General features: G+C 67.6%; 12 protein-coding genes. 6 read left to right on the top strand and 6 right to left on the bottom strand.

The window, feature by feature from the left end:
• Positions 1 to 128 precede the first annotated feature (128 nt).
• The 3 genes from JW805_04815 to JW805_04805 are packed head-to-tail and all read right to left on the bottom strand — an operon-like array spanning position 129 to position 2,319.
• Entirely contained in the window at positions 129 to 827 is a 699-nt protein-coding gene (locus JW805_04815) for a hypothetical protein (GenBank protein MBN2971336.1), read from the bottom strand.
• On the bottom strand, positions 824 to 1,450 hold the full coding sequence (locus tag JW805_04810) for a 2-dehydro-3-deoxy-6-phosphogalactonate aldolase (GenBank protein MBN2971335.1): 627 nt from the start codon (positions 1,448 to 1,450) through the stop codon (positions 824 to 826). The genes JW805_04815 and JW805_04810 overlap by 4 nt, the downstream gene beginning before the upstream one ends.
• Positions 1,447 to 2,319, bottom strand: a complete 873-nt coding sequence (locus JW805_04805; protein MBN2971334.1) for a 2-dehydro-3-deoxygalactonokinase — start codon at positions 2,317 to 2,319, stop codon at positions 1,447 to 1,449. Before JW805_04805 ends, JW805_04810 begins: the two co-directional genes overlap by 4 nt.
• 130 nt (positions 2,320 to 2,449) lie before the next feature.
• Between JW805_04805 and JW805_04800 the strand changes: the two genes are divergently transcribed.
• From JW805_04800 to JW805_04790, 3 genes are read left to right on the top strand one after another with little or no spacing between them, the layout of a single operon-like run.
• A complete protein-coding gene (locus JW805_04800) occupies positions 2,450 to 3,409 on the top strand; it encodes an FAH family protein (GenBank protein MBN2971333.1) in 960 nt (319 codons plus the stop codon).
• A complete protein-coding gene (locus tag JW805_04795; protein ID MBN2971332.1) occupies positions 3,406 to 4,323 on the top strand; it encodes a Gfo/Idh/MocA family oxidoreductase in 918 nt (305 codons plus the stop codon). The genes JW805_04800 and JW805_04795 overlap by 4 nt, the downstream gene beginning before the upstream one ends.
• A gap of 10 nt (positions 4,324 to 4,333) precedes the next feature.
• Positions 4,334 to 5,044, top strand: coding sequence for a FadR family transcriptional regulator (locus tag JW805_04790; protein MBN2971331.1), 711 nt, complete (start codon positions 4,334 to 4,336; stop codon positions 5,042 to 5,044).
• Here JW805_04790 and rarD read toward each other — a convergent pair.
• The 3 genes from rarD to JW805_04775 all read right to left on the bottom strand — a co-directional run bounded on the left by rarD (position 5,041) and on the right by JW805_04775 (position 9,030).
• Positions 5,041 to 5,913 carry an EamA family transporter RarD gene (gene rarD, locus JW805_04785; protein ID MBN2971330.1) on the bottom strand — a complete coding sequence of 291 codons (873 nt, stop codon included), beginning with the start codon at positions 5,911 to 5,913 and terminating at the stop codon, positions 5,041 to 5,043. The two genes, JW805_04790 and rarD, sit on opposite strands and share 4 nt — an antisense overlap.
• Before the next feature lie 178 nt (positions 5,914 to 6,091).
• A complete protein-coding gene (locus tag JW805_04780) occupies positions 6,092 to 7,882 on the bottom strand; it encodes a dihydroxy-acid dehydratase family protein (protein MBN2971329.1) in 1,791 nt (596 codons plus the stop codon).
• Between the two features lie 11 nt (positions 7,883 to 7,893).
• Complete coding sequence (locus JW805_04775; protein ID MBN2971328.1) at positions 7,894 to 9,030, bottom strand: galactose mutarotase; 1,137 nt, start codon at positions 9,028 to 9,030, stop codon at positions 7,894 to 7,896.
• Positions 9,031 to 9,120: 90 nt separating this feature from the next.
• On the opposite strand from JW805_04775, the gene JW805_04770 reads away from it, so the two are divergent.
• Genes JW805_04770 through lldD form a run of 3 tightly spaced genes read left to right on the top strand, consistent with a single transcriptional unit; the run spans position 9,121 to position 12,461 of the window.
• Positions 9,121 to 10,434 carry a sugar MFS transporter gene (locus JW805_04770; GenBank protein MBN2971327.1) on the top strand — a complete coding sequence of 438 codons (1,314 nt, stop codon included), beginning with the start codon at positions 9,121 to 9,123 and terminating at the stop codon, positions 10,432 to 10,434.
• The gene (locus JW805_04765; protein MBN2971326.1) at positions 10,431 to 11,303 is read left to right on the top strand and encodes an SMP-30/gluconolactonase/LRE family protein; all 873 of its coding nucleotides are present in this window, start codon (positions 10,431 to 10,433) and stop codon (positions 11,301 to 11,303) included. Before JW805_04770 ends, JW805_04765 begins: the two co-directional genes overlap by 4 nt.
• Positions 11,304 to 11,321: 18 nt before the next feature.
• Entirely contained in the window at positions 11,322 to 12,461 is a 1,140-nt protein-coding gene (gene lldD, locus JW805_04760) for an FMN-dependent L-lactate dehydrogenase LldD (GenBank protein ID MBN2971325.1), read from the top strand.
• Positions 12,462 to 12,466 lie beyond the last annotated feature (5 nt).

The following is a 12,466-nucleotide window of genomic DNA, read 5'->3' as shown; positions in this document are numbered from 1 at the left end:
ATCCTCCCCTGCGGGGGGGAGGTGGCAGGCCCCAGGCCTGACGAAAGGGTGTCACCCCATCGAGAACGGGACCCCCCTCCGTCGCGCGTGCCGCGCGCCACCTCCCCTTGCAGGGGAGGATTTTTGGATCACAAGCGCCACACCCGGAAGTCGGTCCCCCGCAGATGGCTCCATGTCGTCCGCAGTCCGAAATGGCCGCGCGTATATGGCTGCGGATCGTCGAGTGCGAACAGCACCGCGCCGTCCCGGATCAGCGCGATCCGCCGCCCATTCGCGATCAGGCGGATACGGATCGGGCGATTCGGCACCAGCATGTTCGCCGCCCCCGACAGATCGTGCTGCGGCAACAACGGCCGGTTCTCACGCTGACCGACATAGCGCCGGAACCGCGTCGTCGTGTTCCGGTTGCCGCCGATCCCGGCATAATAGGTCCGCAACTCGTCATAGTCCGCAAACGCGCCGCTCCGCGCCCGCGCCAGCACGTCGCCGCCCGGCGCACGGGAATCGGTTGCCATCCAGAAGCAATTGACGTCGCTGACCGTGTCCCATTCGCCGCCTTCGGAAACCGGCGTCACGCTAAAGTCGATCGCCACCGGCCCCTCCAGCACCGGCCGGAACCAGAGCGTCACACCCGCCGGCACCGCGACGTCGAGCACGCCGCCCGTCGCACTGATCCGCCCTGGCTTCTCCGCCTCGACGAGCCACTGGCGGAGGCCGTCACGAAAGTCGTCGCAATAGAGCAATTGTTCGCGTGCCCGCAGCGGCAGCGCGCAGCCGGCGATCAGGCTCAAGCCCCCCGCCATCGTGACGCGCCGGGTCAGGCTCACGCCAGCGCCGCCACAAAGGCGCGGGCCGCGGTGGCGACGTCGGCTGCCGACTTGCCGACGCTGTAGAGCGCCGACCCCAGCCCGAAGCCATCGATCCCCGCCGCACGCCAGGCCGGCAGCGTCGCCGGCGTCACCCCGCCGACCGCCAGGCGCAGAACATCCTTCGGCAACACCGCACCGATCGCCTTGACGCCAGCCGGCCCCAATACCTCAGCCGGGAAGAATTTCAGCGCATGCGCACCCGCCTTCAGCGCCGCGAAGGCATCGGTCGGGGTGAAGCAACCGGGCAGCGAGGCGAGCCCCTGCTCGACCGTCGCGGCGATGACGTGCCGATCGGTATTCGGCGACACGATGATCCGCCCGCCCGCACCCGCCACATCGGTCACCTGTGCCGGCGTCAGCACGGTGCCGGCGCCCACCAACGCGCGCCCGTCCAGCCGCTTCGCCATTCGCTCGATCGACACCAGGGGATCGGGCGAGTTGAGTGGCACTTCGATCAGCGAAAACCCCGCCTCGACCAGCACATCGCCGACCGCATCGACCTCGTCCGGCGTTATGCCGCGCAGGATCGCGACCAGTGGGCAACGGGCGAAGGCTTGGACGAAATCACTCGGCACGGTCATCGAATCAGGCTCCAGATTTTGGTGATGCCGGCGACGAACGCCGCGTGGCTGTCGATCAGCGTCGCCTGCCCGCCCGCCGCTTCGATCGCCGCGACATACAGGCCGCCGAGCGCCGCGTCGGCGAGGACATGAACATGATCCCCCGCCCCCAGCCGTTGCTGAACGTCGGCACCGATCAGCAAGCCGCTGATATAGGATGCGGCGTCGCCGATCGCGCCCTCCCCCGTCACCGCATCGGCACGCACGCCGAACAGCCGGGCGCTCAAGTCGCCGTCGGCTCCATCGGCGACGCCGGCCAGAAAATCGACGCCCGGCGTCGCATGGCCGGTCATCTGCGCCGCGAGCAGGCTGTGTTTGCCGAGCAACGCGTAGAGCTCGCCGGTCATGGCAGTAACGAAGCGCTCGATCTGTCCGTCCGCCATCCACGCCCATTTGCAGTGCGTCCCCGGCTGGCAGAGCACGGCGTCGCCGGGCGCCAGGCCGGCGGCGATCGCGCCGAGCAGCTGCACCTCCTCGCCCCGCATCACGTCGCGGCGCGGGCCGTTGGAAACCGTGACGCCTGGCACGATTGCGGTACGGCCCGGCTCGACCCAACGCACCGCTTGCGCCACCGCGTCGACTCCGGCCGGACAGGCGACATAGGGCAGTTCCGTCCAGCCGCGGTTCGACCCGACCATGCCGGCGCACAGGATCGGCAGGTCGCCGAACCGCGCACGGATTTCCGCAACCTCCGCCGGATAGCTCCCAGCCGGAACCGCAAGGATACCGCGGTCGTCGCGCGCGCTTTCGCCAACCGCGCCGTCTTCATCGATCCGGTAGACGCGCCGATTGGTCGTCCCCCAGTCGATCGCCAACCACTGACCGCTCATTTCGTCTCCCCATCGGACTTGCCAGCCCGTTTTGCCGGCCCTATCATAATGTCTGAGTTATTCAATCGATGCGGGTTAACATGATCCTGTATCGTGGGAGGGGAGTAGCGTGAAAGTGGCGGTAACAAGCCTGGTTCAGTTTGATGACGGCGTGCGCGGCGTGGCCGCAATCACGTCGGACGGTGCGCGCCGCATTACCGGGGCGACCACGACCCTCGCGCTGGCACAGGAGGCCATCGCCGCAGGCACGACGCTCGCCACGCTGGCCAGTGACCGGCTGGGCGACGCGATCGATCTGGCAACTGTCCGCCTGCTGGCGCCGATCGACCATGACGACGCCGCGCATCTTCTCGTGTCGGGCACCGGCCTGACCCACCTCGGCTCGGCCGAGGGGCGCGATGCCATGCACAAGAAAGCGGCGGAGAACCCCGATCCCACCGATTCGATGAAGATGTTCCTGATGGGCGTCGAGGGCGGGAAGCCTGCCGCAGGCGCGACGGGCGTGCAGCCCGAATGGTTCTACAAGGGCGATGGCGCGATCCTGGCCGCGCCCGACGAGCCGCTGGTCAGTCCCGCCTTCGCGCTCGACGGGGGCGAGGAGCCCGAAATCGCCGGCATCTACCTGATCGGCGCGGACGGTGCGCCCGTGCGGCTCGGCTATGCGCTGGGCAATGAGTTTTCCGATCACGTCACCGAACGGGGCAATTATCTGTGGCTGGCGCATTCGAAGCTCCGCGCCGCGGCGCTCGGCCCCGAACTGCTGCTGGGCGAGCTGCCGCAAGACGTGCGCGGAACCAGCCGCATCGTCCGCGACGGCGCGGTGCTGTGGGAAAAGCCCTTCGTCAGCGGCGAGGTGAACATGTCGCACAGCCTGGCGAATTTAGAGCATCACCACTTCAAATACGCCGGTTTCCGTCGTCCGGGCGACGTCCACGTCCATTTCTACGGCACCGCGACACTGTCGTTCAGCGACGGTGTGACACCACAGGCCGGTGACGTGTTCGAGGTGGAGGCCGCCCCGTTCACGCTGCCGGTCCGTAATCCGCTCGCCATCGCCGATGCCGAAACCGTCACGGTGCGCGCGCTGTGAAGGTCGCCATCGTCGGATTTGGCAAGATCGCCCGCGACCAGCACGTTCCTGCGATCGCGAACAGCGACACGTTCGAACTGGCCGCCACGGCCAGCCGCCACGCCCATGCCGAAGGGCTGCCCGCCTATAACGACATCGACGCGCTGCTGGCAGCAGAACCGGACATTCCGGCGGTCGCGCTCTGCCAGCCGCCGCAGGTTCGCCATGCCGCCGCCCGCGCGGCCATCGCCGCGGGACGCCACGTGTTCCTCGAAAAGCCGCCGGGCGCGACGCTGTCCGAGGTCGTCGATCTGGCGCGGGCTGCCGACGATGCGGGCGTCACGCTGTTCGCCAGCTGGCATTCGCGCTTCGCCGCCGCGGTCGAGCCTGCTCGCGACTGGCTGGCGGGCAAGGCGATCCGCACAATCCGCATCGACTGGAAAGAAGACGTGCGACACTGGCACCCCGGCCAGCAATGGATCTGGGAACCGGGTGGCCTCGGCGTCTTCGACCCGGGCATCAACGCACTGTCGATCCTGACTCGGATCGTGCGTGGTCCGGTACGGCTCGAATCGGCCACATTGGAATTCCCGGACAACCGCGAAGCGCCGATCGCCGCGGCGCTTGCGATGCGCACGGCCGAAGGTGCGCCGATCGCGGCCGAGTTCGACTGGCGCCAGACGGGGCCGCAAACCTGGGACATCGTCGTCGAAACCGACGCGGGCCTGCTGCGACTGGCGGAGGGCGGCAACCGCATGTTCGTCGACGACAACGAACGCAGCCTGCCGCCGGAGGGCGAATATCCCGCGCTCTACGCCCGCTTCGCCAGATTGATCGCGGACGGCCGGAGCGATGTCGACGTCGCGCCACTGCGACTGGTGGCAGACGCCTTCCTAGCGGGTCGCAGACGCGCTACCGAGGCGTTCGAGGACTGACAGGACAGATATGGACGAGGATCGGGGGCCAGCGCCGCGCATTCACGGGACGATCGCTCGCGATCTTGGGATCGAGATCGTCGGCGGGAGGCGCCCCCCCGGCAGCATCCTGGGCGGCGAGATCGAAACGAGCGAGGCGCTGGGCATCTCGCGCACTGCGTACCGCGAGGCGATCCGCATCCTGGCCGCCAAGGGTCTGGTCGAAAGCCGCCCCAAGGCAGGAACCCGTGTCACCGCGCGCGCGCGATGGAACCTGCTCGATCCCGACGTCCTGGCCTGGGCGTTCGAAGGCGAACCCGATGTCGATTTCGTCCACGATCTGTTCGAACTGCGGGCCGTGATCGAACCGGCCGCGTCGGCCTTTGCCGCGCGACGCCGAACCGAGGCCGACATCATCGAGATGGACGCCGCACTTGCCGAAATGGCGCGCCACGGCCTTGCGATCGCCGAAGGCCAGGCCGCGGACCAGCGCTTCCACCGCGCGATCCTGGCCGCGGCGCGTAACGAGCCGCTGGCGGCACTCGCCAGCACGGTCGGCGCGGCCGTACGCTGGACGACCCGGTTCAAATTTCGCAAACGCGCGCAACCGCGCGATCCGCTGCCCGACCACGTCGCCGTACGCGATGCGATCGTGGACGGAAATGCCGACGCCGCCCACGCTGCCATGGGTGCGCTGCTGCACCTCGCACTGGTCGATATGGGCGTGCCGGAGCGCGATTAGGTCGTCTGCGCCGCCCGCCATCCCGCCAGCGCGTAGAGCGCGCAGCCGGCCCAGATCAGCCCGAACGCCGCGATATGATAGGCGCGCAGCGGCTCGCCGAAGAGCAGGATCGCCTGCAGGAGCTGCAGCGTCGGCGCGATATACTGAAGCAGTCCCAGAGTCGTATATTTCAACCGCTTGGCCGCCGCGGCATACAGCAGCAACGGCGCCGCGGTGATCGCCCCGGCGGCGATCAGCATCAGGTCGAGCCGCAGATCGTGCCCGAACGCCGCGGTGCCATGGGCCTGCGCCATTCCCAGCACGGCGAGCGCGGGGGCGACGAGCAGCAGCGTTTCGACCGTCAGCCCGCCGAGCGGATCGATGGCGGCGATCTTTCGGACATAGCCGTAGAAGCCAAAACTGAAGGCGAGGACGAGCGAGATCCACACCGACCCGCCGCCCGCGACCGCCATGACGAGAACGCCGAGCGCGGCGATCGCGATCGCGGCCCATTGCATCCGCCCGACCCGCTCCCCCAGCAGCGCGACGCCCAATGCGACGTTGACCAGCGGATTGATGAAATAGCCAAGGCTCGCCTCGATCACATGCGCGTGGCTGACCGACCAGATATAGGTCAGCCAATTGATCGCGATGAGCACCGCGCTGCAGCCGAGCAAAACCAGCGTCCGTCCGCGCGCGGCGGCGCGGATCGCCTTTCCCCGCCGCAGCACCACGATCGCGAGCAGAAGTAGGCCGAGCGACCAGACAACGCGGTGCGCCAGGATCTGGAGCGGTGGCACCGCGTGCAGCAGCTTGAAGAACAGCGGCAGCCCGCCCCACAGGATATAGGCGGCAACCGCCAGCCACAGGCCTTTGCCGTGTTCGCTCATGGCCGCCCCATCGGCGCTATGCGGCAGGGATGCAACATGGAAGACCGTCCTCCCCTGCAAGGGGAGGTGGCGGGCCGCAGGCCTGACGGAGGGGTGTCACCCTATCCGGAAAGCGGGACACCCCTCCACCACCGCTGCGCGGCGGTCCCCCTCCCCTTGCAGGGGAGGAATTCAAAGATCAGTGGTTATCGCGCGGCAGGCCCTTGGTCTGGGCGATCCGCTGATACTTCTCCGCGCCTTCCAGGATCGCGCCGCTGCCCATCTGGCCGACGACGGCGCGCTGGATTTCCTGCCACGGGGTCTGCGAGGCCGGATAGGCATAGCCCCCGTTTGCCTGCAACGCGCGGCGACGCTCGGCCAATTCCTCGTCAGGGATCAGAACGTCGGCTTGGCCGGTGTTCAGGTCGATCCGCACGCGGTCGCCGGTGCGCAGCAGCGCCAGGCCACCCATGGCCGCGGCCTCGGGGCTGGCATTCAGGATCGAGGGCGACCCGCTAGTCCCCGACTGGCGACCGTCACCGATGCACGGCAGCGAATGGACGCCCTCGGTGATCAGATGCGCCGGCGGTCGCATGTTCACGACCTCCGCTGCGCCCGGGTAGCCGATCGGGCCGGCGCCGCGCATGAACAGCAACGTCTCGGGCGTGATACCGGTCGCAGGGTCGTCGATGCGGTGATGATAGTCCTCGGGCCCGTCGAACACGACCGCCGGACCTTCGAACGCGTTGGGCGAGTCCGGATTCGACAGATAGCGCGCGCGGAATTCCTCCGAGATCACGCTGGTCTTCATCACGGCGCTGTCGAACAGATTGCCCTTCAGCACGATGAAGCCGGCGTCTTCCTTCAGCGGCTGGTCGAACGGCCGGATGACCTTTTCATCCTCGATCGCCACGCCGCGGCAGTTGTCGCCGATCGAGCGGCCGTTGACGGTCAGTGCCTGCTCATGGATCAGGCCCTGCTCCATCAGCTGGTTGACGACCGCAGGGACGCCGCCCGCGCGGTAATAGTCCTCACCCAGATATTCGCCGGCCGGCTGCAGGTTCACCAGCAACGGCACCTTATGCCCCTGCTCTTCCCAATCCGTCACCGGCAGGTCGACGCCGATGTGGCGGGCGATGGCGGCCAGGTGGATCGGCGCGTTCGTCGATCCACCGATCGCCGAATTGACCCGGATCGCGTTGTGGAATGCGTCGCGCGTCAGGATGTCGGAAGGCTTCAGATCCTCCGCGACCATTTCGACGATCCGCTTGCCCGTACGCCACGCCGATTCCTGGCGATCGCGATAGGGCGCCGGGATTGCGGCGGACCCGGGCAGCGACATGCCGAGCGCCTCGGCGAGCGAATTCATCGTCGTCGCGGTGCCCATCGTGTTGCAATAGCCGGTCGACGGCGCCGACGATGCGACCAGGCGGATGAACTCCGCATCGTCGATCTCGCCCGCGGCCAGCATCTGGCGCGCCTTCCACACGATCGTGCCGCTGCCCGTGCGCTCGCCCTTGTGCCAGCCGTTCAGCATCGGGCCCACCGACAGCGCGATCGCCGGGATGTTCACGGTCGCCGCCGCCATCAGGCACGCCGGGGTCGTCTTGTCGCACCCGATCGTCAGGACGACACCATCGAGGGGGTAGCCGTACAGCGCCTCGACCAGCCCAAGATAGGCCAGATTACGGTCGAGCCCCGCGGTCGGACGCTTGCCGGTTTCCTGGATCGGATGGACCGGAAATTCGATCGCAATGCCGCCGGCTTCCCGAATGCCCTCGCGCACCCGCTCCGCCAGCACCAGATGGTGCCGGTTGCAGGGCGACAGGTCGCTCCCGGTCTGGGCGATGCCGATGATCGGCTTGCCCGACTGCAATTCCTCCAGGCTGAGGCCGTAGTTCAGGTAGCGCTCGAGATAGAGCGCGGTCATGTCGATGTTGTCGGGATTGTCGAACCACGCGCGGCTGCGCAGCTTCGGGGCGTCGGTCATGAAATATTTCCTCAGCGCGCCACGGAGACGCGGTAGATCATGCGGTGGTGATAGGGTTTGCCCGGATCGACACGGGCCGAGCCGAACTTCGGCTGGTTGGGCGTGTCCGGGAACTTCTGCGGTTCGAGCGCGAGGCCGTCGCCCATGCGATAGACATGCCCCTGCTTGCCGACGAGCGTCCCGTCGAGGAAGTTGCCCGAATAGAATTGCACGCCCGGCTCGGTCGTCAGCACTTCGAGCACGCGGCCCGATGCCGGATCCTCGGCGCGCGCGGCGAGCTGCGGCGTTGCAGTCGCCCCCTTGTCGAGCACCCAATTGTGATCCCAGCCGCGACCGGCGACGATCTGCGGATCGCGGCCGTCGCGGATGCCGTCGCTGAGCGAGCGGCCGCGGGTGAAGTCGAACACGGTGCCCGCGACCGGCTTCAGCTCGCCGGTCGGGATCAGATTGGCGTCGACGGGCAGATAGCGCTTGGCCGGGATCGTCAGACGGTGGCCGTAGATGCCCGGACCGGCGCCTTCGCCCGCCAGGTTGAAGATCGCGTGATTCGTCATGTTGACGATCGTGGGCTGATCGCTGGCGGCACCGAAATCGATCGTCAGCGCGCCCTTGTCGTCGAGCGAATAGGTCACCGTCACGTCGAGCTTGCCGGGATAGCCCTGGTCGCCATCGGGGCTGGTCAGCGCCAGCGTGACGCTTGCGACCGGACCCGACTGCTTCATGTCGGTGATCCGCCAGACCATCTGGTCGAACCCTTTTTCACCGCCGTGCAGAGAATTCTCGCCGTTGTTCTTGGGCAGCTGATAGGCCTTGCCATCGATCGTGAAGCGACCGCCGGCGATTCGGTTGGCATAGCGCCCGACCGTCACGCCGAAATAATTCGTCTTCGCCTCATAGGCCGCGATCGTATCGTAACCGAGGGTGATGTCGGCGACCTTGCCGGTGCGATCGGGAGCATTGAGCGCCTGCAACGTCGCGCCATAGGTGATGATTCGCGCCGAGACGCCGTTCGCGCCGGTCAGCGTCACCGCCTCGATCGCCGTGCCATTCTTCAGCGTGCCGAAGCTCGTCCGCTTCGCCGTCGCCGCCATCGCCGGCACCGAACCGATTGCCGCCGTCACCATCAGGATGCTCCAGATTGCCCGCATGCGTCGCTCTCCCCTCTCACCGGCTTGACCCGGCCTCGACCCGCATATACTCAGACAAATAAGCGTATAGCAAGCTGGGAGGGATGACGAATGGCAATGGCACCGGGCGGATCGGCGACGACCGCCGCGACAGGGGGCGGCGCGGGGCAGAGCTATCGCTCGGCACTCACGCTGCTGGCCAGCCTCTTCTTCATGTGGGGCTTCATCACCGTCATCAACAACACGCTGCTGCCGCACCTGCGCAGCGTGTTCGACCTGAACTACACGCAGACGACGCTGATCGAGAGCGTGTGGTTCATCGCCTATTTCGTCGCGTCGATCCCGTCGGCCAAGCTGATCGAGCGGATCGGGTACCAGAAGTCGCTGGTCGTCGGCCTGGTCGTGATGGCAGTCGGCGCGCTCGGGATGACGCTGGCGGCGAGCCTGCCGTCGTACGGCGTGACGCTCGTCATGCTGTTCGTCATCGCCAGCGGCATCACGCTGCTCCAGGTCGCGGCCAACCCGTACGTCACCGTCATCGGCCCGCCGGAGACCGGATCGTCGCGCCTCAACCTCGTGCAGGCGTTCAATTCGCTCGGCACGACGCTGGCGCCGCTCTTCGCGGGCTATCTGATCCTCGGCCGGTCGGTCGGCGGGACCACCACCGACCGCGTGCTGACGCAGGCCGAACGGCTGGCCGACGCGCAGTCGGTGATCCTGCCCTATGTCCTGGTCGCGATCGTGCTCGTCGTGCTGGCAGTCGTCATTGCCCGTTTTCCGCTGCCCGCGATCGGCCAGTCGACCCAGCGCGTGTCGAAGGCGGAGCGGGCGCAGCTGTCGCTGTGGAAGCACCGCAACCTGGTATTCGGGGTCCCGGCGATCTTCATCTATCTGATCGCGGAAATCGGCGTCGCCAACCTGTTCATCAACTTCGTATCGCAGCCTGACATCGCCGCGATCACGCACGAGCAAGCCTCGCGCTATCTATCGCTGCTGTGGGGTGGGATGATGATCGGCCGCTTCGTGGGTTCGCTGCTGATGCAGAAGATCCCGGCGGAGAAGGTGCTCGCCGCCTTCTCGATCGGCGCGTTCGTCGTGATGCTCGGCGCGACCTTCCTGACGGGCCCGGCGGCGATGTGGTCGCTGATCCTGGTCGGCCTGTTCCATTCGATCATGTTCCCGACGATCTTCTCGCTCGGCATCCGCGGCCTCGGCCCGCTGACCGAGGAAGGATCGGGCCTGCTGATCATGGCGATCGCCGGCGGTGCGCTGGTCGTCGTGCAGGGTTGGCTGGCCGATCGCTACGGCCTGCAGACCTCGTTCCTGCTGACGGTGGTGTGCGAGCTCTACATCCTGTTCTACGCCGTGTGGGGCGCCAAGCCGACCCATGCGCTGCCCGACCAGACCGTAAGCCCTGCGGAATGACCGACGCCGTCGTCGTCGCCGGCAGCGGCCGGTCGATCCTGGGCGAAGGCGTCACCTGGTCGGCGCGCGACAACGCCGTCTACTGGGTCGATATCCTGGGCCTCGCCATCCGCCGGCTGTCGCTGGCGGATGGATCCGTCACCCGCTGGGATAGCCCTGAGCGGACGGGCTGGCTGATCGAACGGGCGAACGACGACGGCTTCATCGCCGGGCTGCAAAGCGGGTTCCACGACCTGATTCTGCCGGACGGCGGCGGGACGGCGCAGGTGGCGCGGATCGCCGATCCCGAACCCGACCTGCCCGACAACCGTATGAACGATGCCGCCGCCGATCCGTTAGGCCGCATCTGGGCCGGGACCATGCCGGTGTCGTGCGAGGGCGCGACCGGTGCCTTCTACCGGCTTAATGCCGATCGCAGCTGGGTGAAGGTCGATGCGCCCTATACCATCGCCAATGGCCCGGCGATTTCGCCCGATGGTCGCTGGCTGTTCCACACCGACACCGCACTCGACACGATCTTTCGCTTCGCCATCAACGACGACGGGTCGCTGGGGCCGCGGAGCGTGCACATTACGATCGACAATGCGACCGGGCACCCGGACGGCATGACGCTCGACGCCGATGGCTGCCTGTGGGTCGCCCGCTGGGGCGGCGGGCGCGTGACGCGCTTCGACCCGGACGGCAAGGAGATGCGCTACATCCCCCTGCCCGCATCGCAGATCACGCGGATGGCGTTCGCCGGGCCGGACCTCGACCGGATGTTCGTGACCTCCGCCGCGGACGGCATGGAGCACGAAGAACACGCCGGGGCGCTGTTCGAGGTCGACCCGGGCTGTCGCGGATTGCCTACGCTGGCATTCGGCGGCTGACCTCAGTAAGCGGCGGGAATGATCATCTCGTCCGCCAGCGATTTCCGCGAAGCCGCGCGCCGTCGCCTGCCGCGTTTCCTGTTCGATTATGCCGACGGCGGCGCCTATGCCGAGGCGACGTTGCGGCGCAACGTCGACGACCTGTCCGACATCGCGCTGCGTCAGCGCGTGCTGCGCGACGTCGCGACGATTGACCTGAAGACGACATTGTTCGGCCGCGAGATGGCGTTGCCGGTCGCGCTCGGCCCCGTCGGCATCAGCGGCATGTACGCGCGGCGCGGCGAGATGCAGGCGGCGCGCGCGGCGGCGAAGGCGGGCATCCCGACGTGCCTATCGACCGTGTCGATCTGCTCGATCGAACAGGTATCACAGGTCGCCGATCCCTTCTGGTTCCAGCTCTACGTCATCCGCGACCGCGCCTTCATGCGCGACCTGATCGCACGGGCGAAGGCAAGCGGGGCGGAGGCTCTGGTGTTCACCGTCGACATGCCGGTGCCGGGTGCGCGCTATCGTGACGCGCATTCGGGCATGTCGGGGCCGAACGCCCCGATCCGCCGTGTCCTCCAGGCGATGACCCATCCGCGCTGGGCTTGGGACGTGGGCCTGTTCGGCCGCCCGCATCTGCTGGGCAATTTGCTGCCGGTGCTGGGCAAGAACAGCGGCCTGAACGACTATATGGGCTGGCTCGGCACCAACTTCGACCCGACGATCCAGTGGCGCGACCTCGACTGGATTCGCGAGCTGTGGGACGGCCCGCTGATCATCAAGGGCATCCTCGACCCCGAAGACGCCCGCGAAGCCGCGCGGATCGGTGCCGACGGAATCGTCGTGTCGAACCACGGCGGGCGCCAGCTGGACGGCGTGCTGTCGAGCGCCCGCGCCCTTCCCGCGATCGCCGATGCGGTGGGCGACGATTTGACCGTGCTGGTCGACGGCGGCGTGCGCAGTGGCCTCGACGTCGTTCGGATGCTGGCGCTGGGCGCGAAGGGCGTGCTGTTGGGGCGCGCCTGGGTCTATGCGCTGGCCGCCGAGGGCGAGGCAGGCGTCGCCAAGCTGCTCGACCTGATCCGCAAGGAAATGATCGTCGCGATGACGCTGACCGGCGTGAACCGGATCGAGGCGATCGACCGGTCGATCCTGGTCGACCACGCAGGCTAAGTCGG

This window comes from Roseomonas aeriglobus (assembly GCA_016937575.1).
In the GTDB taxonomy this organism is placed as follows: domain Bacteria; phylum Pseudomonadota; class Alphaproteobacteria; order Sphingomonadales; family Sphingomonadaceae; genus Sphingomonas; species Sphingomonas aerigloba.
Note: the sequence above shows the minus strand (reverse complement) of the source record. Positions and strands in the feature narration are given on the sequence as shown.

Coding starts and splice junctions, on each gene's coding strand:
- JW805_04810 (MBN2971335.1), bottom strand. CDS start 1,450: ATGACCGTGCCGAGTGATTTCGTCCAAGCCTTCGCCCGTTGCCCACTG.
- JW805_04805 (MBN2971334.1), bottom strand. CDS start 2,319: ATGAGCGGTCAGTGGTTGGCGATCGACTGGGGGACGACCAATCGGCGC.
- JW805_04790 (MBN2971331.1), top strand. CDS start 4,334: ATGGACGAGGATCGGGGGCCAGCGCCGCGCATTCACGGGACGATCGCT.
- rarD (MBN2971330.1), bottom strand. CDS start 5,913: ATGAGCGAACACGGCAAAGGCCTGTGGCTGGCGGTTGCCGCCTATATC.
- JW805_04780 (MBN2971329.1), bottom strand. CDS start 7,882: ATGACCGACGCCCCGAAGCTGCGCAGCCGCGCGTGGTTCGACAATCCC.
- JW805_04775 (MBN2971328.1), bottom strand. CDS start 9,030: ATGCGGGCAATCTGGAGCATCCTGATGGTGACGGCGGCAATCGGTTCG.
- JW805_04770 (MBN2971327.1), top strand. CDS start 9,121: ATGGCAATGGCACCGGGCGGATCGGCGACGACCGCCGCGACAGGGGGC.
- JW805_04765 (MBN2971326.1), top strand. CDS start 10,431: ATGACCGACGCCGTCGTCGTCGCCGGCAGCGGCCGGTCGATCCTGGGC.
- lldD (MBN2971325.1), top strand. CDS start 11,322: ATGATCATCTCGTCCGCCAGCGATTTCCGCGAAGCCGCGCGCCGTCGC.